Origin of the sequence: Robertkochia flava (assembly GCF_020166515.1) — a bacterium.
GTDB classification, from domain to species: domain Bacteria; phylum Bacteroidota; class Bacteroidia; order Flavobacteriales; family Flavobacteriaceae; genus Robertkochia; species Robertkochia flava.
In genome coordinates this window covers 133,733-158,115 of record NZ_JAINZT010000009.1, presented here as the reverse complement: position 1 = coordinate 158,115, position 24,383 = coordinate 133,733, and the positions used below count along the sequence as shown (strand labels likewise).

Genomic DNA, 24,383 nt, shown 5'->3' with positions numbered 1-24,383 from the left:
ATTCATTTTTTAGACTTATAAAGTATACTTTATTCCCGGTAAACCTGCCGGCAACTTCAATAGCGTTTCATTCTCTTACGGAAGGAGAGGAATTTCGTGTTTTTAATGGGCAGGTATCCGAAATGCCTGTTCTGAAAAACGTAGCGTACTCCACCATACAAGAATAGCCACCCTGCCCGTCGGTAATGACAGGCAGGGTGGCAACACCTCGTGCGTTATATAAGCTGGTTTCTATCCTGGCTCTTTCGTCTTTACGCTTTCATCTTATTCCGAAGGCGTATACCATATGGGCGAGCCCCATGCTCTTTCCACTATGGTTTTCGGAATGCGGTCCGGAAATTTCACATCGTGCCGGATCTCGTCGAACAAATTCCACCGTGCAGTAGCTAATTGAAGCGCACGTACGTAGTAATAGGCGTATTGCGAAGGGTCAAAATCGGGATCGGTCCATACCGCAAGTAATTCCGGGTCTCCTTTTTCTGTATTGAAATCTCCTGTTTCAAGATTTACAGGAGCATCGATGGGCTCCACCGAGCCGTCTTCCTTTAAACGTTCTCCCGAGGCAACCACATTATAGATCTTGTCTTTAAGCTCTCCGTTCTCCACCCATCCTTTGATGATCTGGATACGATCCAGGTTAGGGCCTATAGGGTCTTTCTGTGCCCAGACAAGGATCTGAGGTGCCGTAGTTCCTTTATAATCCTGACCCATGGGAACTCCTTTCTTATAGGCGTCGGCAATGATTTCCTGGTAAGACTCCAGGGAAGTATCAAAGCCCTGTCCGGCAAAAGCCCTTACTTTCAGACGGGGTCCGCTGGTGGCGAAGGTTTCCTTGTTATACATTCCGTCCCAGATGGCTTCTCTGGTATTGGAGGTTGCCCATACACCGGTAATGGCTCCGGGATTCATGTCGGCTACCGTCATCTCTCCATCCATATCATTTTTAGCCCTGTCTTCAGCCGTCCTGTCTGCCAGGCCATGACCTCCGACAAGCCAGTTGTCTTCTTCTACATTGGAAGGGGAGCCGTTGTGACTGTCGGTTCCACCGGCAAAACCATATTTAAACGGATTGGTACCCAGGTCCATCTGATATTTAAGTCCCCTGGTGAGTCCGTATCTGATGAAATTCCTTTTTTCAAAAACACGATTGTTGAACTTGGCAATGGAGGGGGCATTCTCAAAATCAGCAAATTCATCGGTTTGCCAGAATTGAGAAACGACTTCAGAATTTCCCTTGATCTGCATCATCTCGATAAGAGGCTCCATGCTGGCTCTGGTTTCCACATACTCTTTGGTGATGGGGCCACCACTCAGGGTTTGTTCAGGAAAATCGAGGCCCTTGCTTTCATTGGCATTATGCGGGATGGCAAATACTTTTTTTCCTTCATTGCGCTGTTCCTGCATCCAGGCCCAGAGATCTTCCGGATCTTTACTTTCATTGGATGAGAAAGGGATGTCGGGAACTATGGTGTCGCGAAAGAATACGTTTCTGTGAGAATTTCCCTCATTAGGGGCTGAGGACCATTCGTATGCGTGGATGGTAGTGAATTTTCCGGGTTCGTAATGTTTTTCGGTGGCCTCAAAATTGGATCTCCAGGTCGACTTTACAGCCTCCCAGCCTTCCCAGAATTCCGCATGTGGATTGTCTCCCCCTGCCAGAACGTCAAGAACGTATTTTTTGTAAAGTCCCAGGGCTTCCTGGTAATTGGAAGCTTCCCTGAACTGTGTCGGAATCTCACTGTTATAACCTTCAGATTCCGGATTTCTTAAGGTATAGGCTTCTCCCATAAATTCAGAATGGTCGGTTACCGCACACCAGTCAAGAGGTCTTTTTATCTTGTGCTTCATCCCGTTAACCATAACCTCTTCCCCCTTGGCAAAGCGGTAAGCCTCATCCGGCCCGATTCGGGTTCCTGCTATAAAGGCATCCATGGACACCCCGGTATGCAGGTGTTCCTCTCCGAAATAGGCATCCTTTAGTGGGTTTTCCGCGACCTGAGGTGTTACACTTTCCGTGTTTTCCTCGGTCATGGTACTGGTATCTTCTTTTTTATCGGTCTTGCAGGCAACAAAAATCATCAGGGCAAATACGAATATTAGAATGCGCATCATTTTGTGTGATTTTAACTTATGAGCATCTAAGATACTGATTATTAATGTTTTGTAAAAAAAATATGAAGGGAGGGGAACCAGGGAACCAGGGAGACAGGGAGACAGGGAGACAGGGGTGCAGGGATGTAGGGAGGTGGGGAGGTGGGGAGGCGGGGATGTGGGGATATGGGGATGTGGGGAGGAAGTTGCGAAGGTATGAGTCTGCCTGCCCTAACGGGAGGGAACGCCTTTGGCTTTGACAGGATGGATGTTCTATGTGACGTTCCCGTGAGGTACCGCTATAATTTCTGGCAACCCCATCCGTCAGCGCGATTCCGCGCTGACACCTTCCCCTCCCAGGGGAAGGGCTTAATCGGATCAATGGTGTCTACAAATTGAATCCCTTATGCAATACTTCAGGGTATGAATTTCTCCTCCCCCTTGGCAAGGGGGAGGTGCCCGCAGGGCGGAGGGGAGGACCAAGCGTAAAGAAAACAGCCAGTGGCTGTTTTTAGCGCCGGGGCCTGCTGGCGCGTGGGCTATCATGGTAAGGCCATGAGACGGGTTGGTGTTCCGGTGAAGCACCGTTAAAATTTCAGGATACCCCTCCGTCAACGCCAAAGGCGTTGCCACCTCCCCTTGCGAGGGGAGGATCAAGTCGTTGCTAGAATTAGCAGCTTTGTAAACAACCCGGTTTTAAAACGAACTGATCCCCTCATTTTGAAAAGCATGTAGTTCACCTCCCCCTTGGCAAGGGGGAGGTGCCCGCAGGGCGGAGGGGGTAAAAACAAAAAACCCAAGCGTTTGCTTGGGTTTTTTTGTGGTACCTCCAGGAATCGAACCAGGGACACACGGATTTTCAGTCCGTTGCTCTACCAACTGAGCTAAGGTACCAGTTGCCTGCAGTATTACTGCGATTGCGGGTGCAAATATAAAGGCATTATTGATATTTGCAAAAAGAAACTTTAAAAAAAATCGCTTTCGTAAATTTACAACTTAAAATCTAAAACATGAACCTGGTAACAGACGTTGGGAATTCCTTTGTTAAACTGGCTGTCTTTGAAGGAGAAAGGTTGCTGCATCTTGAAAAAACCACCCATGAGAACTTTCTTCAGGGGGTGGAAAAACTTTTTTTGGAATACCCGGATATCCATCAGAGTATTGTCTCTTCTGTGGGGAGGCTCGACCAAAAAGACCTCCTGGCCTTAAAAGTCTTTTCGCCGGTACATGAGCTGACTTCTTCCTCACGTGTCCCTTTTGTGAACGATTATAAAACACCTGCAACCCTTGGGGTCGACCGCATGGCACTGGTAACGGCTGCCTATTCCGGGTATCCCAAGCAAAATTGCCTGGTTATCGATGCCGGCAGCTGTATCACCTACGACCTTCTGAAAGCAGACGGGCATTACCTCGGGGGAGCCATCTCCCCGGGCCTGGAAATGCGGTTTAAGGCACTGAATCATTTTACCGAAAAACTCCCCTATGTTGAAGGCCGTGAATACGATGATCTGATAGGAAGTTCTACGGAAACTTCAATAATTTCCGGGGTTGTTCACGGAATGGTTAATGAGATCGACGGAATCATTGCGGCCTATTCAAAAAACTTTAAAGATTTAACAGTTATTTTAACAGGAGGCGATTGCCTATTTTTGTCAAAAAGATTAAAAAGTACCATATTTGCCCATTCTAATTTCCTCCTGGAGGGACTGAATTACATTTTGGAACTTAATAAGCATAATGATTAAAAAGATTTTTGTTGTGGTGGCATTTCTGGCTGTTTCGGTTGGTTTTGCCCAGGATGCAAGTGTTTCGCCCTATTCTTACTTTGGTACCGGTGACCTTCGGTTTAAAGGCATGGTGGAAAACCGCCTTATGGGTGGTTTGAGCGTGTTTGCCGACAGTATTCATATGAATATTAAGAACCCTGCTGCCTTGTCTAAATTGCGTTTAACCAATTTTACAGCTGCGGGATCGGCGAGAACCCTTACCCTGAAGACGGAGGAGGCCAGTGAAAGTGCAGGTCAGGCGAATTTTGATTATATTTCTTTAGGATTTCCCCTTGCTCGCCGGTTGGCAGTGCAATTCGGAGTGATGCCGTATACTACCGTAGATTACAGTCTTGAGAATTACAATCAGGATCTGACCCCGGAAGAACTTACCCGCTATACCGGGAACGGAGGGGTAAACAAGGTGTTTCTCTCTGCAGGATGGGGGATTACAAAGAATTTAAGTGTCGGGGCAACGGCCAATTATAATTTTGGTTCCATACAGCGCAGTGTGCTTTTCCGGGTAGGTGATGTGCAATACGGTACCCGTGAGCGAACGGCTTCCGAATACAGTGGCTGGGATTATAATTTTGCTGTGCACTACCAGGGGAAGATCTCAGAGAATCTCGAGTTACAAAGTGCCTTCACCTTTGCGCCGGAAGCATCTCTGGATTCCGATAACTTTACAGAAATATCTACTATCTTTGTAGATGCCAGTGGCAGGGAGATTCCGCAGGATCGTATTGAGGTGGATCTCGATGAGAGCGGGCAGAGAACCACTCAGGTTAATAAGCCCTACTCCTACACTGCGGGACTCGGAATAGGAAAGCCTTTTTCCTGGTTCGTTGGTGGGCAGTATGAATTCACTCAAAGCAGTGCATTTATGATGGAGTACCCTGTTACGACCCTTGGGAACTACGAAGACGGTAACCGGATCTCGGTTGGTGGATTCTGGATCCCGGAATACAATTCCCTTACTTCTTACTGGAAACGAGCTACTTATCGATTGGGGGTGAAGACCGAAGAGACCGGATTGATGGTGAACGGTAACACCTTGAAAGATTTTGGCATGACTCTTGGAGTAGGATTGCCAGTGGGAGGTTTCTCCAATGTTAACTTGGGAGCGGAGATAGGCAGAAGAGGAGAGATTTCTAACGGAGGAGTTCAGGAAAATTACGTAAATATTTATATTAGCCTGTCCTTAAATGACAGGTGGTTCGTTAAGAATTTAATTAGATAACTAAAACTGAAAAGATGAAAAAGAGACTTTCAATGGTGTTAGGCCTTTTAGCGGCAGCTTCTTTTGCTTATGGTCAGGCTCAGAATCCTGAATGTATGCAGAACCTGTCTATTTTCGCCGAGCATGCAAAGGTTAAAAATTACGAAGCGGCCTACGAGCCCTGGAAAATGGTATTTGAGAATTGCCCGGACCTGCATTATGCAACCTATGCATACGGGGAGCCTATTCTTAAAGATCGTATAAAAAATGATGAGGCCAACAAGCCGGAGTACATCAATACCCTTATGGAGGTTTACGATAAAGGGCCACAGTATTTTCCAAAGCGATACACCAAGGCGGGAAGTATGATCGATATCGCACTGTTGAAATTCGATAACGACATGGCTACGGATGAAGAGCTTTATGAGCTGCTCGATAAGGCGTTCAAAGAAGATCAGGAGAACTTTAAGAATCCTAAGGCCATGTACCTGTATTTCTCTACCCTGGTAGACCTTCACGGTGCCGGGAAGAAAGATCTTCAGGAGGTGTTTGATACCTATGATGCTGTAACCGGAAAGATCGAGTCAGAGAACCGCGAGCTCGCAGAGATCATACTAAAGTATGTGGAGAAGGATTCTGCCGGAACCCTGACAGCTAAAGAAAAAAGAGCACTTAAGAATGCCCGTATAAACGGAGAGTCTTACGAGAAGATCAGCGGAAGTATCGACAGTAAGCTGGGAGCCCTTGCAGACTGTGATAACCTGATCCCGTTATACCAGAAGAATTTCGAAGAGCGTAAAGGAGATGCCGATTGGTTAAGAGGTGCTGCAGGACGTATGGACGCAAAAGGATGTACCAGTGATCCGATGTTCGTAAAGCTGGTGGAAGCTCTTGATGCCATTGAACCATCTGCTTCCTCAAAATATTTCCTCGGGTCTCTTTATGAGGAAAAAGGAGATAACTCAAAGGCTTTGGATTACTTTAAGCAATCTGTGGACCTGGAAACAGATAAGTATAAGAAGGCCAACAAGCTGTTGAGTATTGCCTCTAAGGCGAGAAACAGAGGTCAGAAAACCACTGCTTATAAATATGCAAGACAAGCCATTGATGTGAATCCATCTGAGGGAAGAGCTTATATGATGATCGCCGGTCTGTATGCAGACAGTGCCAATGAATGTGGATCTACAACTTTTGAGAAAAAAGCGGTTTACTGGAAGGCTGCAGAAATGGCCAGAAAGGCAGGTCAGGTAGACCCTTCTATGGGTAACAGTGCTTCAAGTGCTGCCAGTGCCTACGAAGGACGTGCGCCCAGCCGATCTGAGATCTTTAATTCCGGACTTCAGGGGCAAACTATCAGGTTTAACTGTTGGGTAGGCGGAAGCGTTAAGGTTCCATCACTATAAGATGAAAGCATTTTTTAGATACATCTTTTTAAACATTGTCACAGTTTTCACTGTGACAATGTTTTTTTCATGCAAGGGTGACAACCTGGAAGAGGTGAGACGCATGTCGGAATACAGGCAGGTTCCCGTTGGGGAGGCTTCCAATTTCGAGCTGCGGTACACAGATTCTCTTGAGTTGCGCGCTATTGTAAAAGGGAAGGTGTATCGTGATTTTACCAATCAGGATTTTCCATACCAGGAATTTCCGGAGGGGGTAAGGGTCGATTATTTTAGCGAGACCGGAGATACCAGTACGGTGACGGCCAACTATGGAGTGATCTACTCTAATACCAAATTGATCGACCTGCAGGGGGATGTGAATCTCATTACCTCCGACGGGAAGCACCTGCAGTCTCCGCAGTTGTATTTTGACCAGGTGAATAACTGGATCTTTACGGAAAAGGACTTTGAATTTACCAGCCAGGATTACGATATGACGGGAACGGGGATCGACTTTAATAAGGATTTCACCCAGGTTCGCTTTCGCGGAAAGAAGGGGAGTGCAGTGCTCAAGGAATGATGCCCGGTGCTGATTCTGATAAAAAAGTTATGTTAAGGTCTCTTTGCAGAGGCCTTTTTTGATTCAGATAGGAAGCAGGCTGTAAACACTAACAAGTTTTGTTTATTTTTGACTAAGCGTAAGATGAAAAATTCAATGAAATACTTTAAGATTTTTGAGGTCGCCTACCTGGTGATCGCAGTGGTTTCCATATATGAGGTGGTGATGGAGTGGAACAATGAAAGGAACAGGGCATATCTTTTTCTGTTCTTCGCCGTTTTTTCTCTGTTCATGTTCTTTTTCAGGAGAAGGTATCGCAAGAAATTCGAAAACAGGAATAAAAAGTAAGCATGACGCTAAGTATCGTCATAATCATTATTTCCCTGATCTTATCGGCCTTTTTTTCCGGCATGGAGATCGCCTATGTCTCTGCCAATAAGATTCATATCGAGATCGAAAAGAAACAGGAAGGTCTGCTTGCACGCACCCTGACCCGGCTTACCAAAAAGCCGTCCAAGTTTATTGCGACCATGCTGGTGGGTAATAATATTGCCCTGGTAGTCTATGGGATCTATATGGGAGAGCTTATTGTTTGGTTGTTGTATCCGGAGTACAAAGAGGTGCGTTCGCTTCCCTTTAACATCATCCTGGTACAAACGGTGATCTCCACCCTGATCATCCTTCTTACCGCAGAGTTTCTTCCCAAGGTATTTTTTCAGATCTATTCCAACAAACTGGTTAAGGTTTTTGCCTTCCCGGCCTATCTGTTCTATCTCCTCTTTTCGCTGATATCGGAGTTTGTGATGTGGATCTCGGATATGATCCTGAAATACATTTTCAAGACCGATGGTGATGAGGTGCAACTCGCTTTTTCCAAGGTAGAGCTGGGCGATTATATCTCTGAGCAGGTCGAGGCAGCCGATGAACAGGAAGAGCTGGATACCGAGATCCAGATCTTTCAGAATGCCCTTGAATTCTCGGAAGTGAAAGCTCGGGAAGTAATGATACCCCGAACCGAGATCACCGCTGTGGAGCTTCATGAGAGCCCGAGAGCACTTTCCCGGATCTTTACCGATACCGGTTATTCCAAGATCCTGGTTTTTAAGGATACCATAGACGATATTATCGGGTATGTGCATTCGTTTGAAATGTTCAAGCTGCCGAAAACCATCAAAAGTGTGATGCTGCCGGTAGAGTATGTGCCGGAAACGATGCTGATCAGTGATGTTCTGGAATCGCTTACCAAAAAGCGAAAGAGTATCGCAGTTGTCCTGGATGAATACGGGGGTACCTCAGGGATCATAACCGTTGAGGATATTGTGGAAGAGCTCTTTGGAGAGATCCAGGATGAACATGACAGCGTGGAGTTGGAAGAGGTGCAAATAGCAGAAAATAAGTACCGCTTCTCTGCCCGCCTGGAGGTCGACTACCTCAATGAGGAATACCGACTGAACCTTCCTGAAAGTGAAAACTATGAAACCCTGGGTGGACTGATCGTGAATCATCTCGGGGATATTCCCGAAAAGGGGGAAGTGCTGCGTATCGAGCCCTATGAATTTACCATTCTCGACGTGACAAATACCAAAATCAACCTGCTTCAACTCAAAGTTCTCGGAGAGGCGTAAATAAAGCCTAAGAATTGTTTTTACAGGTTTTGTTTATTGCAAAAAAATGGTATTTTCGCCCTCACTAATTTGATAAATTGATTGATAGATGGCAATTCTAGAGAAAATAAGAAGCCGTTCCCTTTTCCTTATCCTGGTAATAGGGCTGGCTCTTTTTGCATTTGTGATTTCCGGCGTATTTACCAGTGATACGGGAGCCGGGAAGTCTGTGGTAGGAGAAGTTAACGGAGATCCGATCTCCAGGGAAGATTTTGCCTTGAAGGTAGAGAACGCATCCCGTAGATTCGGAGCTGGTGCCACTACAGTACAGGTAGTAAACCAGGTTTGGAACCAGGAGGTAAGAAGCCGAATCCTGGCACAGCAATTTGAACACCTGGGTATCAGCATCGAAAAAGGACAGATCCTTGAGGTGGTAAAAGCCAATCCGGCCTTCGCGAACGATCCTAACTTTTTGAATGAAGCAGGGGTCTTTGACGAGCAAAAATTCATCGACTTCATTTATCAATTAAAAACCAATAGTCCGGGAGCTTACCAGCAGTGGCAGGCTCAGGAGGATGCGCTTATCCGTGCTGCAGAAGAAGGTTCTTATTTTAACCTGATCAAAGCCGGCGTGGGAAGTACCCTTAAGGAAGGAGAATTGAATTACCATATCGAAAATGATAAGGTAAATATCACCTATGTAAAAGTGCCTTACACTGCGGTTTCAGATTCTGCTATTACGGTTTCTGAAGGCGATATTAAAAATTATATCAACGATCACAAGGAGCAGTTTACAGAAGAAGCTTCCAGAAGTGTGCGTTATGTATTCTTCTCAGAGGAAGCCTCTGAGGAAGATATTCAGAATATCCAGGACGAACTTTCTGCACTGCTTGCAGACAGAGAGGTATTTAACGAGGCTGTAGGAGCTAAGGAAACCCTTCCTGGTTTTGGTAATGTGGAAGATGTTGCCGCTTTCGTTAATGAATATTCTGATGTAAAATACGATACCCTTTTCGTAGCCAAGCAAAACCTTTCTGCCTCCCATGCAGACCAATTGTTCGCTCTGGAGGAAGGAGCGGTATACGGACCGTATGAAGATAACGGATCTTACAAGATCTCCCGTATGATGGCTAAAAAGGCCAACGGATCTGTAAAGGCAAGCCACATCCTGGTTTCTTTCGACGGGTCTCAGGCACAGCCAAAGGAATCGCGTACCAAGGAAGAAGCAGAAGCCAAGGCAAAGGAACTCCTTGCTGAAGTAAAGGCTGATCCGGAAAAATTTGCAGCACTAGCCCTGGAGCACTCGGAAGATCCGGGATCTGCAACCCGTGGAGGAACTTATGACAATATCACTCCAGGACAAATGGTGAAGCCATTTAACGATTATATCTTCAACAATGAGATTGGTGCTGTTGGTCTGGTGGAAACAGACTTTGGATTTCACGTGATCAAGATTGATGATAAATACGATGCGGTTCAGCTGGCTACCATCTCCAGAAAGATTGAGCCTTCTGAAAAGACCTTGAGCGATGTCTTTACAGAGACTACCAAATTTGAGATGGCTGCAGGAGAAGGTGATTTTGCTGAAGTGGCAAAAGCTTCTGAATACGTAGTAAGACCGGTGAACAGGCTGGAGGCCATGGATGAGAATATTCCCGGGATCGGAAATCAGCGTTCTTTGGTACAGTGGACCTTTAACGAGGATACTGAAGTGGGAGATGTAAGACGATTTGATACGCCTTCAGGGTACGTGGTGGCCCAGCTTACTGCCAAGCGTAAAGCAGGTCTGGCCAGTGTAAATGACGCTGCAGCACGAGTTACTCCTATCATTAAAAGACAAAAGAAGGCTGCCATTATCATGGAAGAGAGCGCCGGAAAATCAATGGATGATCTGGCAAAGGCATACGGTGCTTCTGTAAAGACTGCCAACGGACTTACCATGAAAACTCCAACGATTCCCGGGGCAGGAAGAGAACCTATGGTTGTAGGTACTGCTCTTGGTATGGGAGAAGGTGAGGTTTCCGGTCTTATAGAAGGTGACGGTGGTGTGTATAAGATCGAGGTGGTGGCTAAGGATATTGCACCCTCACTTGACAACTACAGTACATACGCCAATACTCAGAAGACCCTGAACAGAAACCGTGTATTCTCTGCCGCATACAATGCGCTTAAGGAGAATGCGGAGATCGAAGACGAAAGAGCTACCATTTATTAATGGAATAAAGCATATCATTCAAAATAAAAAGGCCTCCATGCGGAGGCCTTTTTTATTGAAATAGTGTTGGTTTCAAAGTATCATTTTTTCAAAGGGGATGATGGTGTGGTATCCTTTTGATCTGAAGTAGGGTTCCGGGTTGTTTCGCGTTGCAGCGAGGATAAAATCTCCGCCCCAGGCACCAAGACTCTTAAGTTGACCGTCGAAATCCGGGAAAAGCTCCTCCTGAACGCTAGGGATGCCGAGCAGGCTGCTGATAAGTTCCTCGTGTTCTGCCATGAGGCTGCTGAAAAGCTCCAGGGTTTGCGATGTGGCAAAATCACGGCTCAAGCTGCCTGCCTTTTGAATTTCCTGTTCTGGACGTTGTTTAAGGCTGCGGTAACGCCTGATACCTTCCCTGCTGTTCTGCTTCCTGTTCAGGTGTATAAAGTACAGATGCTCCTTAAAATTTGGGTTAAAGTTAACCTTGTTTGCCAGGGGTCTGGATGCTGTGCGATTGTAGAATAAGGGTGCATCAGAGCCTGCACAGGCAATGTCGTACCCGCTGCCGCCTAAACTCTCGGCCAGCAGGCGGTATGGGTCTGTTTTACTCCATAGCGCCAGGTTGTGGATGAAAGTGGAAGAGGACCCTAGTCCCCAGTCTCTTTCGAATTCCAGAAAGGAGCTTAGTGAAAGCCCACCCGTGTCCTCAAGTAAGGAAGGGTTTTGGGTGTGGATGGACTGGAGTATTTTTAAAAGAGTGCCCGTTACAGGCCCTTTGTCTCCGGCGGCGATGATTCGCTCCGGATCCATGGCTTCAGTTCCTACTTCGTTTAAAAATGCTCCCAGGTGGATGCTGGTCTCAAACCAGGCTTTTCCATTCGGTTCATAGCTTGTGAAATGAAGCATCCCACCGGATCGTGTGCTTACCTCCAGGCGTTGTCCCTTTTTGGTTGGCAGGGCCAGGCCTGTAGCTCCGTCAAGTATTAGATATTCCCCGGAGAGGAGCACTTTTCCGTGGCTGTAGTATGTGGATTTTCCTTCCCCCATCTTATCCCTGTTGTGCGCGGTATTCCTCAACCGCCCTGGTAACATCGCGGTGGGTAACCACTTTATCTTTAAAGTAGGAGGTGAAATGCGTTTTCTCCTCTTTTGATGCTTCCAACTGGTTGAGAATATTGAGCAGGTGCATTTTCATGTGTCCCTTTTGGATACCGGTGGTAATAAGGGAGCGCACAGCAGCGAAGTTCTGTGCCAGGCCGGCAACGGCCACGATTTGCATCAGGTCTTTAGCTCCCGGATAGTCCAGGATCTCCAGGGAAAGTTTTACAAGGGGATGGAGGTTGGTAAGGCCGCCTACCGTTCCAAGGGCCAGGGGGATCTCTATACTGAAGATAAATTCATCTTCTTTGATTTCTGCCTTGCTCAGGCTTCGGTATTGTCCGTCTCTCGACGCATAGGCATGTATTCCGGCCTCCACGGCTCTGAAATCGTTACCGGTTGCCAGGACTACCGCATCGATACCGTTCATGATCCCTTTGTTATGGGTAACCGCCCGGAAGGGTTCTGCATTGGCGATGGCTACGGCCTGTACGAATTTTTTAGCAAAACTCGATGGGGTGAGCTCCGGATCTTCGTTCAGCTCGCTGATCGGGCAGCGAACTTCGGCACGTACCCGGCAGTTGGGTACATAATTAGAGAGGATGCTCATAACCACCTGTATGTCTTTCTCGTCGTCTGAGAAATCGGAGTATGCGTCGGCTTCTTCCTGTAGCACCTCGGCCAGTCGTTCCAGGCAGGAGTTGATAAAGTTAGCTCCCATGGCATCCAGTGTTTCAAAGGTGCAATGCAGCTGGTAGTAGTGCTCCAGGGCCTGGGTTTTGTCAACCAGTTCTATTCCGGTAATACCACCGCCTCGTTTGCGCATATTAGCGGTAAGGTCTTCCAGGGATGAAAATAAAGTGGGTTTGATCCTGATGAAGAATTGCCGTAACTTCTGCGGGTCTCCGGTATAGATAAAATGTACCTGTCCGATCTTTTCGGTTGCGATCACCTCGGCGTGAAATCCGCCACGGTCCATCCAGAATTTGGCGGCGCGACTGGCGGCAGCTACCACCGAGCTCTCTTCTATGGCCATGGGAATGGTGTACAGCTTATTGTTGATCAGGAAATTGGGCGCTATACCCAGGGGCAGATAGTAGTTAGAGATGGTGTTTTCGATAAATTCGTCGTGCAACTGCTGCAAACGCTCATCTCGGTTCCAGTATTTTTTCAGGATGTCGACACCTTTTTCCTTATCGGCAAAATAGTGTTCAGATAACCAGGTTATTTTTTCCTCTTTAGAGAGTTTGGAAAATCCTTTAACGGGTTTACTCATGTTCGAAACAGATCAATATTCTCAGGCAAAGATAAGAATTAACACTTCTTCTGAAGGGGTCACGGTTTAATGATGTGCAGCCCTTATCAGGCCTAACCTTTAACAAAATTTACAGGGATTTATGGGAATAATTTAGTAAACTTGGGCGCTTTCAAATAAAAATTCAATTAATGAGAAAAATCAGCTTAACCTTTTTGCTGTTTTTAGGTCTGTCGACCTTTGTTTTTGCACAGGATCAAAAGTTTACTTTAGAGGAAATATGGGGGGGTGCTTTCAGTACAGAAGGCATGGATGCCCTGCACTCCATGGATAATGGAAGGCAGTATACCGTGCTTAACTTTGACCGTGCAACCCGAAGCAGTTCGGTGGATAAATACGATTACGAAACCCTGGAAAAGATCGAAACCATAGTGAGTTCTGCCGATCTTGACGGGATCGCCTATTTTACTTCCTATGAGTTTAGTGCGGGGGAAGATAAACTGATGCTTGCCACCGATATGGAGTCGGTATACAGAAGATCTACCCTTGGAGTGTACTTCGTCTACGACCTTAACGATAAATCCCTTACCCCTGTTTCTGAGCATAAGATACAGGAGCCCACCTTTTCTCCGGACGGAACCAAAGTGGCATTTGTTTTTGAAAACAATATTTACATTAAGGACCTCCAAAGCGGGACCACCACCCCTGTCACTGCAGACGGGAAGGAAAATGAGATCATAAATGGGGTCACAGACTGGGTTTATGAAGAAGAATTTTCTTTTGTCCGGGCCTTCGACTGGAGTCAAGACGGGGAGAAGATCGCATATATTCGTTTCGACGAGCGGGAGGTTCCTGAGTTCTCTATGGATGTATTCGGCCAAAGTCTTTATCCCGATCAGCAGGTATTTAAATATCCCAAGGCAGGAGAAGATAACTCAGAGGTAAGTTTGCATGTCTATGAATTGTCTGCAAAGGAAACACGGGATATTACGCCTGCGGATGCTTATTATATTCCCAGGATAGCCTGGACCTCTCATGAAGATGTGCTAAGCGTACAAACTGTAAACAGGCATCAGAACGACCTGAAACTTTATTTTTACAACCACGCATCAAATGAAACTGCTCTGGTATTGAACGAGACAGACGATGCCTATGTGGATGTTACCGATAACCTGACCTTTCTGGAGGATAACAGCTTTATCTGGACCAGTGAGCGCGACGGGTTTAACCATATTTACTATTACGATAAGAACGGGAAGCAGAAAACCCAGGTAACCAGTGGTCCCTGGGAGGTTACGGATTACTATGGTTACGATCCGGAGACGAAGCGAATTTTTTACCAATCGGTTGAAAATGGTTCTGTTAACCGGGATATCTACAGTATTCGCCTGAATGGAAAAGGGAAAAAGCGCTTGTCTTCTGAAGCGGGAACCCACCACGCTACCTTCAGTGCTGATTTCACCTATTACATCAATACTTTTTCCAGCGCAACCACTCCGTATCGCTACACCCTGAATACGGCAAAAACGGGAGAGGTGATCAAGGAGATCGTGAATAACGAACAGTTAGAAAACGATCTGGAGGCTTATGAGATGTCAGAAAAGGAATTTTCCACCATTGAAGTAAACGGAAACGACCTCAATATGTGGATGATCAAGCCTGCCGATTTTGATCCTGCCCGGGAATATCCGATGCTGATGTACCAGTATTCAGGTCCGGGGTCCCAGATGGTGGCTAACCGCTGGCATGCGGCTAATGATTACTGGTACCAGATGCTTGCCCAGAAGGGCTATGTAGTCGTGTGTATTGACGGCAGAGGAACCGGATTCAAAGGAGCCGATTTTAAAAAGGTGACCTACAAGGAGCTTGGAAAATACGAGGTGGAAGACCAGATCGAGGCGGCCAGGAAACTGGGAGCACTTTCTTATATCGATGCCGAAAGGATCGGGATCTGGGGATGGAGCTTCGGAGGGTTTATGAGCTCGAATGCCATTCTTAAAGGGAACGATGTGTTTAAAATGGCCATTGCTGTAGCTCCGGTTACCAGCTGGAGATTCTACGATACCATCTATACCGAGCGCTACATGCGAACCCCTCAGGAAAATGCTTCCGGATACGACGATAATTCTCCTATCAATTATGTGGATAACCTTAAGGGCGATTACCTCTTGATTCACGGCTCTGCAGATGACAACGTACATGTACAGAATACCATGCGAATGGTGGAGGCCCTGGTACAGGCAAATAAGCAATTTGACTGGGCCATCTATCCGGATAAAAACCATGGAATATACGGGGGAAAAACCAGGCTGCAGCTTTATACAAAAATGACTAACTTCATTGACGAAAACCTTGGAGACAGGATTCATGCACAGCAGGCGGAGAAACAAATAATAGACTAACTCTAAACTACAACTATATGGAATTTAAATACGGCGGTTCTGAAACGAATCAGCGTACGGTACTAGGGCATCCTTCGGGCTTGTTCGTGCTGTTCTTTACCGAAATGTGGGAGCGTTTCTCCTATTATGGTATGCGCGCTTTACTGGTGCTATTTTTGACATCGGCCTTACTCGACGGAGGCTGGGAATGGAGCAATGCCGATGCGCTTAAGCTTTACGGTGTTTATACCGGACTGGTGTACCTGACTCCGATTCTGGGTGGATTGATAGCCGATAAATTACTTGGCTATCGAAAAGCCGTGGCCCTGGGAGCACTGATCATGACGCTTGGTCACGCATCTATGGCCCTTGAAGGGGTTACCGGGATCTTCTTTTACCTCGGACTGGCCCTGCTGATCATCGGTAACGGATTATTCAAGCCGAATATTTCATCCATTGTAGGACAATTGTATAAGACCCAGGGGAAAGAGAAAGATGCCGGATATACTGTGTTTTACATGGGTATTAATGCCGGGGCCTTCCTGGGGATTCTCTTGTGCGGTTATATCGGGGAGCAGGTCGGATGGCATTACGGTTTCGGACTGGCCGGGATCTTTATGTTTTTCGGGATGCTGCAGTTCTGGTATGCACAGGGCATATTTGGAAATATAGGACTTAAGCCCGTGAAAGGAGATGTGGCCATGGTTGGTGATGTTTCTGAAGAGGAGGCTGAGCACCCGGAACACGTTTACCGCGACAGGGGTATCGTAATTGCCGTTTTTGCTTTGTTCACCGTGTTCTTCTGGTGGGCCTTTGAGCAGGCCGGTGGTTCCATGACCATTTTTGCAAATAATTATACCAACAGGGTGCTGGAAGGAAATGCCGGGATGACTTTCAAGATCGTCAATTCCCTGATCGCCATTATTCCTATGGGTATTATTACCTGGGTACTGGCCTTACTTTTTTAACAAACCTTTAAAAAATACTCGCTCTCCAACATTCTTCTCGCTACCAGTTTTGTGATCATCTGGGGGATCGTGCTCTGGATGCTGGGCAGACAATTCCAGGATGATGCACCCGAAGTTCCGGCTTCCTGGTTCTCTGTTTTGAACTCCTTGTTTATCATCCTTTTTGCACCGCTGTTTTCAAAACTGTGGCAGAATGTGGTGAATCCATCCGGTCCTGTAAAGTTCGCGATCGGGTTGTTCCTGGTAGGTGTGGGATTTGCTTTCCTCGCTTACGGAGCGTCTAATATTCCCCAAGGTGCCGAGACGGCGGCGGTAAGCATGATCTGGTTGATCCTGGCTTACCTTTTCCATACCCTTGGAGAACTTTGTGTATCGCCGGTGGGACTGTCCTATGTGAGTAAACTTGCTGCTCCCAAGCTGGTAGGATTGATGTTTGGTATCTGGTTTATCGCCAACTTCATCGCCAATACCCTGGGAGGGTTTACAGGAAGCTATATCGATCAGATCTCTGAAGAGTACGGTTTATCTACCTTCTTCATGATCTTTACCCTGATCCCAATGGGTGCTGCGGTAGTGATGTTGCTTATTACCCCTATCCTGAAAAAGAAAATGCACGGCATCCACTAATCAGTCGATTGCGGTTTTAACATATAATATCCCTTTTCACCGGTGTAGTGGAAAGGGATATTTTTTTTCCGGCATGTTGCGGCCCATACAGCTACCAGGGAAGGGTAGTTACTGCCGTCGGCAATAACGATCTCAGGATCTAAGCGGGCGGTGAGACGCTCCAGATTTACCTGTGCAGAGTTGATCAGTAAGAGGGCAGGTCGGGAATCCATGTCAGGTATATAATCGCCCTTACCTTCTACAACAATAAGGTCCCTGCCGGCTGCCGTTAAAAAGAACGGAGGGTGTTTCCGGGGGGTGTTGCGGTGGTCCTGGGGAGTGGTGACTTTATCTGGTTTCCGGGTGTAATTATTATATGTGAGTTGCGTTCCGGAGGAGATCCGGACTATACTTTGACGGTAGTTGTGGGTAATCACCAGTGTTTTTTCGGATACCGGCTCGCCCGAAACGATAACAGCACCCTGTATGATGAGTATGGCAAGAGGAAGTCCGGGGACAAAGCTTCGGCGGTAAAAGGATGCCACAAGAATGCAAATGAAAATGTAAATGGATACAAGGGTAAAGGTGTTGGGAAGGGTAACTGCTTTAAGTAAAAACATATCGGCCGGGATGAGATCTGCAGTACGCTCCAAAACCGTGGTGCCGAATTGGGCCAGGGTTACCATAAAACCTGGAGGGGGTAAAATGATGGAGATGGCAAGTAGGACGTAACCGCATATTAAGATAAAACTGATAATGGGGGTAAGTAGCAGGTTGGTGATCAGGAATGTGCCCGGAAATTGGTTAAAGTAGAATACAGCCAGGGGTGCTGTAAACAACTGGGCGGCCAGGCTAACCCCGGTAAGTGCCCAAAAGAATTTCAAAAGGCGGTTTCCAGGGCTTCTGAACTTAGATAATAAAGGACTTGTAACGAGTATTCCGGATACTGCAAGGTAGCTGAGCTGAAAACCCGGGTCAAATAGGTAGAGCGGACGAAAAAGCAATAGGACGAATGCGGATAAGATGAGGGTGTTGATGGCGCTCTGCCGCTGTTGAAGCAACATTCCTGCCGAAAGAAATCCGAACATGACGGCAGCCCTGACCACCGAAGGAGGAGCGCCGGTTAAAAGTACATATGCGGTAAGGAAGGTGAGCAGAAAAAACAGGTGTAATCGCTTACCAGAAGGTAACCACCTTAGAGGCCATAAAAAGAATCCTATTACCGTAGTGAAGATCCCGATGTGTAAGCCTGAAAGGGCTACCAGGTGGGCTCCTCCCGAGTCCCTTAGTTGATTCATCAGCCCTTCATCCAGGAGATCCCGGTTTCCCAGCACCAGGGCTTTTAAAACCCCGCCAGCGAATGCACTCATCCCTGAAGCCTGGAGATTGAGCGAGATCTTTTCTCTTATCCGGAAAAAGAAGGTTCTCCAATTGCCTTTGCTATTGGTGATCTGGATGGTTCTCGGATGAATATTTACAATATGGGCAATTCCCTGTTTGTTCAGATAAGCGCGGTAATTAAAACTTTCCGGGGTGGCACGGGGTAGAACTGGTCTGATCTCGGCCAGGGCCCGGTAACCAAAACCCGGGTAGAGGGGAGTGCAAAACGGGTCGGCTGCAGGAAGGCGCGCAATGGCAATTTCCGTTGATTTGGGGGACCCGGCGAAACGAATCTTTACAAGGAAACGGTTGTAATAGTCCGTAGTTTTAAGAACTTCCGCAACTGTAAAATTCACCGCTATGACAGGTGAACTCTCTTGATGTCGGTGCGGTTTTGTTTTTGAACTGAAGGATGTTGTGGCCGTATATCCCAGGAGTAAAAAGAAGGACAGTGTGTGCAGTTCAAAGAATATCCTATTATTTCCTCCCAGAGCAAGCAGAAGGGAAAAAGTACTTATACACCATAAGAAGGAAAGGACCGGTAAGGGGATAGCCTCCGGAAAATAAAACCCGAGAAGGATACCGGGGATCAGGTATGTAAGGAGTTTTAAAATGGCAATATTCAGTAACCTCATAATTAAAGTTACTGAAAAATATAGAAAATAATCTATAAAATTCTTCTGGCGTGATGGAAGGCATGGTTCCAGTACCCTTCTCTTAGAGAGGAAACCAGAACACCCCTGGAGCTGGTGGAATGTATAAATTGAATTTCCCCTTCTTCCACTTCTACCACCAGGCCTACATGATTGATCCTGGAAGAATTTCTGCCGGTGGTGAAAAAGAGCAGGTCACCTTGCTTTACTTCCTCCAGGGGGATTTGCATTCCCTGGGTTGCCATAGCAGAAGATGTACGTTGTAAGGAAATGTCTACGGTTTCAAAGCTGGTATAAATAAGTCCGGAGCAGTCCATACCCTTCCTGTTGGTACCTCCGTATTTATATCGGGTACCGTGGTAAGACATTGCGGCACGAATAACCTCTTTTACAATGGGGGAGAACTCAGGCATCTCCTCAGTTTCAACGGCGGTGGTATCCGGTACGTTAGCCTCAGGAGTTTCTGCAGGCGTATTTGCCGAGATGTGTATCCTTGTAGGTGTGACTGATTTTGCAGTCTTCCTGGATCCTCCGCAGGATGTTAGCACGAGGGTAAGTAAAAGGTATAAATAAGGCGTTTTCATAGTATCGGGACTTGTCGAAAATTATGAAATTTTTTCATAAATGAGTTTGGCCGCCTTTTCACTGGCACCTTTTCCACCCAGTTTTTGTTCCAGTTCTTCGTAATCTGAAAGGATTCGCGAACGCACTTCCGGATCCAGGATATGGTCAAGTTCTTCCTTCAGGCGTTTTTCGTTAAAATCGTCCTGAATGAGTTCGGTAACCACCTCCCTGTCCATGATCAGGTTAACAAGGGAAATGAATTTCAGGGTAATGATCCTTTTAGCGATCTGGTAACTGATCCAGTTGGCCTTATAGCAAACCACCTGGGGAATTTTAAGTAAGGCGGTTTCCAGGGTAGCTGTTCCACTGGTTACCAGGGCCGCTTTTGAAGCGTGCAAGAGGTCGTATGTTCTCCCGGGAATAAAGGAAACATGACTGGAACCAATAAATTGACGATAGAAGTCGAAATCCTGGCTTGGAGCTCCTGCGATCACAAACTGGTACTGTTTGTATCCCGCGGCCACCTTTAGCATGACCTCCAGCATATTAGTGATCTCCTGTTTCCGGCTACCGGGCAATAAGGCAATGATCTCTCGTTCATCCAGGTTAAACTCTTTTCGGAATGCATCGGGCTGGGTTCTCTTTTGCTGGTCCAGGGCATCCAGTAGCGGGTGTCCTGTAAAGTTTACAGGAAACTGATGTTTCTTCTCGTAAAATTCCTTTTCAAACGGCAGAATGACGAACATTTCATCGATATCTCGTTTTATAGCCTTGATCCTTCCCTCCCGGGAGGCCCATACCTGCGGAGAAACATAATAAAAGGTCCTGAAGCTATTTTCTTTTGCCCATTTCGCTATACGGAGGTTAAATCCGGAGTAGTCAATAAATATAATAACATCGGGCTTGTAGGCTTCGATATCTTCCTTGCAGCTGGTGATGTTCCTGAAGATAGCAGGCAGGTTTTTTAGTACCTCAAAAAATCCCATGAACGACTGCTCCTTATAATGCCTTACCAGGGTGGCCCCTGCGGCCTGCATAAGGTCTCCGCCCCAGCACCTGAAGTTGGCGTCCGGGTCGGTCTTTGCGAGTGCTTTGATCAGGTTGGAACCATGAAGGTCTCCGGAGGCTTCACCTGCTATGAGGTAGTATTTCATTGGACTTCGGGTTAAAAGATTTTAAGCAAAAGGATGATAAATGCACTGAACAAGGTGGCAATCAGGACCCCTTTGGCCCTATGGTCTCGTTTTAATTTCAGGAAGCCGAAAAATGCGGCCATATTTAACAAGGCCCCAAGGGCAACCAGGCTACCCAGGTGTCCTTGCTGCCGGGCAGCTTTAAGGCTTTCTTCAACACCAAGTTCAGAGAACAAAAGCAGGTAAAGTATGATTCCGATAGCGTTGGCAATGAGGCCAACTGCTATTCCGGTGGCAATTTCTTTCTTAATCATTGAGGTTCCATGTGTTTAGGTCTTGTATGCTATGATGGGCCGTGAGGTCAAACTGTACCGGGACAACAGAGGCATAGCCGTGTTCCAAAGCCCATTCGTCTGTATCCTCTCCTTTGTCAAGGTTGACAAACTTACCGGTAAGCCAGTAATAATCTTTGCCCATGGGATTGGTGCGTTTATCGAACTCCTCAACCCAGTTGGCTTTAGCCTGTCGGCATACCTTGATGCCTTTAATGCCTGAGTCTGGCAGATCCGGGAAATTTACGTTTAAAACCACCCCTTTTGGTATACCATTGGCCAGGGCTTCCCTGGTGATGGTTTCCACAAGGGATTCCACGGGCTCAAAATTGGCGTCCCAGGAATAATCGCAGAGGGAAAACCCGATGGCGGGAATACCTTCGATACCGGCTTCAACGGCTGCACTCATGGTTCCGGAATAGATGACATTGATGGATGAGTTCGAGCCATGGTTGATGCCGCTTACACAGATGTCGGGTGTTCGTGGTAGGATCTCGCGAACGGCAAGCTTCACGCAGTCTGCCGGAGTGCCACTGCAACTGAATTCCTTGTGGGTTTCTCCGGTGTTGTAAGGGGTGCAGTAGAGGGTTGAATTTACCGTAATGGCATGCCCCATGGCACTTTGCGGCTTGTCGGGTGCCACTACCACTACCTCCCCGATCTTTTTCATGATCCTGATCAGGGTACGTAATCCTGGAGCAGTTATGCCATCGTCGTTGGTTACCAGTATCAGTGGTTTCTTCTTCATTGCTTTATCCGTAATTAAGGTGCTAAATTAAGGATTTTATGCCTTATGCATTCGCCCCGGGGCATTTAACAAAAAATTAGAAGCGCCGGAAAGGTATGGCATGATTTTTTCCTTATTTTAGATGTTCTCAAGTCCAATCTGAGACCTCCGGTAGCGGACTTTTTGGCGTGGAACTATGAAATTGAAAGAATTACCAGGGAACCTTACCGTTTCCGAATAAAACCTCCCCCGCTGTATGCGGGTCAAAAACGAAATCTATGAAAAGGAAGTTTGTTTATTTTTTGGCAGCGATGCTCATCTCTGCCGCATCCTGCAGTTTTACCAATAAAACCTTTGATAATCCGGATAAGGATAAGCTGCTGATCGATCTTATTACTTATGTCCTTGAGAAGGGGCATTACAATCCGCAGGATCTGGATGACGATTTTTCATCCCGGGTATTCGACCGGTATATCGAAGCGTTGGATCCCATGAAACGATTTTTTCTTCAGGAGGATATCGAGGAATTTGAATCTTACAGAAACGCTATTGACGACCAGTTGAAAACCTCTGACCTTACATTTTTTAACCTTACCCATGAGCGTATCATCAAGCGTATGGATGAGGCCAATGTGATGTACAAGAAAGTATTGGAGGAACCATTTGATTATTCTGCCGATGAAACCATAAGCGTGGATTATGATAACCTGGACTATGTGGCAAGTCGTGACGAGCTCTGGGACAGGTGGAAGAAACAACTTAAATTATACAGCCTCGAGCGGGTAGTATCCGCGAAGAAGGAGAAGGAAGAAACCAATGCTTCTTACGATATTGCCGAGCTTGAAAAGAACGCAAGGGAAAGTATTGGGGAGACCTTTTCTGAAAATTTTGATATTTATGACGATCTGGAAAGAAGAGATTGGTTCGAGTTGTTCCTGAATTCGGTGGTGGAAGAATTTGACCCCCATACATACTACTTTGCTCCGGAAGATAAAGACCGGTTTGATATGAGTATGTCTGGTAAGTTTGAAGGGATCGGGGCCAGGCTTGAAAAACGAAGTGATAATATCCGAGTGGTGGAAGTGATCTCAGGCGGTCCTGCCTGGAGAGGAGAAAAGTTAGAAGTGGGAGATGTGATCACCAAGGTGGCCCAGGGCAATGAAACTCCGGTGAGCATTGTGGGGATGCGTCTGGATGATGCAGTAAAGCTGATCAAAGGCCCTAAAGGTTCTGAAGTTCGCTTAACCTTGAGAAGGGTAGACGGAACCATTGAGGTGGTTTCCATTACCCGAGATGTGGTAGAGATCGAGGAAACCTATGCCAAATCAACCATTATTGAGCGCAATGGTCATACGTATGGTCTGATCAATCTGCCGAAGTTTTATATCGATTTCCAGGATTACGAAGAAAGAAACGCTGCAACCGATGTGGCTTTGGAAATTGAAAGGCTCAAGGAAAGTGGCGCTGAAGGGCTTGTAATGGATCTTAGAAATAACGGTGGAGGATCCTTAAAAACCGTGGTGGATATCGCAGGATTGTTCATAAAAGAAGGTCCCGTGGTACAGGTACGCTCTACCGGAAGAGGTAAGGAAGTACTGGCTGATGAAGATGACCGGATCCAGTGGGAAGGTCCGCTGGTGATCCTGGTAAACGAATTGTCGGCTTCGGCTTCAGAAATTCTTGCTGCTGCCATGCAGGACTATGAAAGAGCTATCATTATTGGTAGTAAGCAAACCTATGGAAAGGGTACGGTTCAAAACCTGATCGACCTGAACCAGTTCTTAAGAGGGAATCAGGAATTCGGAGATGTGGGAGCCTTAAAACTGACCACTCAGAAGTTCTACAGGATCAATGGAGGATCCACCCAGCTTGAAGGGGTAAAGAGCGACGTTGTTGTTCCGGATAAATACAGTTATAGCCCGATAGGAGAAAGAGATCAGAAAAATCCGCTTCCCTGGGATAAGATCGATGCAGTACCTTATAAGAAATGGGAGAGCTCTATAGATTTTGAAGCCACAATTGAGAAGTCTAAGGAAAGAATGGCCAACAACGAGCAGCTTAAGCTTATCGATGAGAATGCCAAATGGATCAAAGAGCGCAGGGAAGAGAAGGAGATCCCTTTAAATCTGGCCGCTTATGAGGCCGATGTAGAGCAGGACGAGGCCGTAGCCAAGAAATACAATGTTATTGCCAAGTATGAAACCGGTCTTAAATTCCAGCCATTGCCATATGAATTGCCTATCATGGACAAGGATTCTACATACAAGCAAAAGCGCGAGCGCTGGTATGAAGATCTTGCCGGAGATGTTTATATGGAGGAAGCCATCAATGTGCTTCAGGATATTAAACTGAACAGTATCAAACAAGGGAAACTGGCGGATGTAAAGAATTGATTCTGCACAGCAGGTAACAAGGAAATAAAATGATACAACCCTGTGATCTTTTGATCACAGGGTTTTTTATGCAAT

Annotated in this window: 17 protein-coding genes, 1 tRNA gene and 1 pseudogene; 10 read left to right on the top strand and 9 right to left on the bottom strand. The window is 46.6% G+C overall.

Annotated features, from left to right (window positions below; genetic code table 11):
- Positions 1 to 264: 264 nt before the first annotated feature.
- Both K7R11_RS14795 and K7R11_RS14790 read right to left on the bottom strand, forming a co-directional pair.
- Complete coding sequence (locus K7R11_RS14795) at positions 265 to 2,112, bottom strand: DUF3604 domain-containing protein (protein WP_224491615.1); 1,848 nt, start codon at positions 2,110 to 2,112, stop codon at positions 265 to 267.
- Between the two features lie 800 nt (positions 2,113 to 2,912).
- Positions 2,913 to 2,985, bottom strand: a tRNA-Phe gene (locus K7R11_RS14790).
- Positions 2,986 to 3,101: 116 nt separating this feature from the next.
- Here K7R11_RS14790 and K7R11_RS14785 point away from each other — a divergent pair.
- The 7 genes from K7R11_RS14785 to K7R11_RS14755 all read left to right on the top strand — a co-directional run bounded on the left by K7R11_RS14785 (position 3,102) and on the right by K7R11_RS14755 (position 10,836).
- A complete protein-coding gene (locus K7R11_RS14785) occupies positions 3,102 to 3,836 on the top strand; it encodes a type III pantothenate kinase (RefSeq protein ID WP_224491614.1) in 735 nt (244 codons plus the stop codon).
- The gene (locus K7R11_RS14780; protein ID WP_224491613.1) at positions 3,829 to 5,097 is read left to right on the top strand and encodes a hypothetical protein; all 1,269 of its coding nucleotides are present in this window, start codon (positions 3,829 to 3,831) and stop codon (positions 5,095 to 5,097) included. The genes K7R11_RS14785 and K7R11_RS14780 overlap by 8 nt, the downstream gene beginning before the upstream one ends.
- A 14-nt stretch (positions 5,098 to 5,111) precedes the next feature.
- Positions 5,112 to 6,479, top strand: a complete 1,368-nt coding sequence (locus tag K7R11_RS14775; RefSeq protein WP_224491612.1) for a tetratricopeptide repeat protein — start codon at positions 5,112 to 5,114, stop codon at positions 6,477 to 6,479.
- A gap of 1 nt (position 6,480) precedes the next feature.
- Entirely contained in the window at positions 6,481 to 7,038 is a 558-nt protein-coding gene (gene lptC, locus K7R11_RS14770) for an LPS export ABC transporter periplasmic protein LptC (protein WP_224491611.1), read from the top strand.
- A gap of 135 nt (positions 7,039 to 7,173) precedes the next feature.
- A complete protein-coding gene (locus K7R11_RS14765) occupies positions 7,174 to 7,365 on the top strand; it encodes a hypothetical protein (protein ID WP_410528202.1) in 192 nt (63 codons plus the stop codon).
- A gap of 2 nt (positions 7,366 to 7,367) precedes the next feature.
- Positions 7,368 to 8,642 carry a hemolysin family protein gene (locus tag K7R11_RS14760; RefSeq protein WP_224491609.1) on the top strand — a complete coding sequence of 425 codons (1,275 nt, stop codon included), beginning with the start codon at positions 7,368 to 7,370 and terminating at the stop codon, positions 8,640 to 8,642.
- 88 nt (positions 8,643 to 8,730) lie between these two features.
- Positions 8,731 to 10,836 carry a peptidylprolyl isomerase gene (locus tag K7R11_RS14755; protein ID WP_224491608.1) on the top strand — a complete coding sequence of 702 codons (2,106 nt, stop codon included), beginning with the start codon at positions 8,731 to 8,733 and terminating at the stop codon, positions 10,834 to 10,836.
- Between the two features lie 72 nt (positions 10,837 to 10,908).
- On the opposite strand, the gene K7R11_RS14750 is transcribed toward K7R11_RS14755, so the two are convergent.
- Together K7R11_RS14750 and K7R11_RS14745 are read right to left on the bottom strand one after the other, a co-directional pair.
- Complete coding sequence (locus K7R11_RS14750) at positions 10,909 to 11,865, bottom strand: GYDIA family GHMP kinase (protein ID WP_224491607.1); 957 nt, start codon at positions 11,863 to 11,865, stop codon at positions 10,909 to 10,911.
- A gap of 1 nt (position 11,866) precedes the next feature.
- The gene (locus K7R11_RS14745) at positions 11,867 to 13,192 is read right to left on the bottom strand and encodes a hydroxymethylglutaryl-CoA reductase, degradative (protein ID WP_224491606.1); all 1,326 of its coding nucleotides are present in this window, start codon (positions 13,190 to 13,192) and stop codon (positions 11,867 to 11,869) included.
- Between the two features lie 170 nt (positions 13,193 to 13,362).
- On the opposite strand from K7R11_RS14745, the gene K7R11_RS14740 reads away from it, so the two are divergent.
- Both K7R11_RS14740 and K7R11_RS14735 read left to right on the top strand, forming a co-directional pair.
- Positions 13,363 to 15,573: a S9 family peptidase gene (locus K7R11_RS14740; RefSeq protein ID WP_224491605.1), complete on the top strand. Its 2,211-nt coding sequence runs from the start codon at positions 13,363 to 13,365 to the stop codon at positions 15,571 to 15,573.
- Between the two features lie 17 nt (positions 15,574 to 15,590).
- Positions 15,591 to 17,147 (top strand): annotated as a pseudogene (locus K7R11_RS14735) (peptide MFS transporter).
- Here the strand turns inward: K7R11_RS14735 and K7R11_RS14730 are convergent.
- The 5 genes from K7R11_RS14730 to surE are packed head-to-tail and all read right to left on the bottom strand — an operon-like array spanning position 17,144 to position 21,936.
- Positions 17,144 to 19,141, bottom strand: coding sequence for a ComEC/Rec2 family competence protein (locus K7R11_RS14730; protein ID WP_224491604.1), 1,998 nt, complete (start codon positions 19,139 to 19,141; stop codon positions 17,144 to 17,146). The pseudogene K7R11_RS14735 and the gene K7R11_RS14730 overlap by 4 nt on opposite strands.
- A 32-nt stretch (positions 19,142 to 19,173) precedes the next feature.
- The gene (locus tag K7R11_RS14725; RefSeq protein WP_224491603.1) at positions 19,174 to 19,743 is read right to left on the bottom strand and encodes a C40 family peptidase; all 570 of its coding nucleotides are present in this window, start codon (positions 19,741 to 19,743) and stop codon (positions 19,174 to 19,176) included.
- A 21-nt stretch (positions 19,744 to 19,764) separates the two neighbouring features.
- Complete coding sequence (gene lpxB, locus K7R11_RS14720) at positions 19,765 to 20,877, bottom strand: lipid-A-disaccharide synthase (RefSeq protein WP_224491602.1); 1,113 nt, start codon at positions 20,875 to 20,877, stop codon at positions 19,765 to 19,767.
- A gap of 11 nt (positions 20,878 to 20,888) precedes the next feature.
- Positions 20,889 to 21,170, bottom strand: coding sequence for a hypothetical protein (locus tag K7R11_RS14715; protein ID WP_224491601.1), 282 nt, complete (start codon positions 21,168 to 21,170; stop codon positions 20,889 to 20,891).
- Entirely contained in the window at positions 21,163 to 21,936 is a 774-nt protein-coding gene (surE, locus tag K7R11_RS14710) for a 5'/3'-nucleotidase SurE (RefSeq protein ID WP_224491600.1), read from the bottom strand. Before surE ends, K7R11_RS14715 begins: the two co-directional genes overlap by 8 nt.
- A gap of 257 nt (positions 21,937 to 22,193) precedes the next feature.
- On the opposite strand from surE, the gene K7R11_RS14705 reads away from it, so the two are divergent.
- The gene (locus K7R11_RS14705) at positions 22,194 to 24,308 is read left to right on the top strand and encodes a carboxy terminal-processing peptidase (RefSeq protein ID WP_224491599.1); all 2,115 of its coding nucleotides are present in this window, start codon (positions 22,194 to 22,196) and stop codon (positions 24,306 to 24,308) included.
- The last annotated feature ends 75 nt before the right edge of the window (positions 24,309 to 24,383 follow it).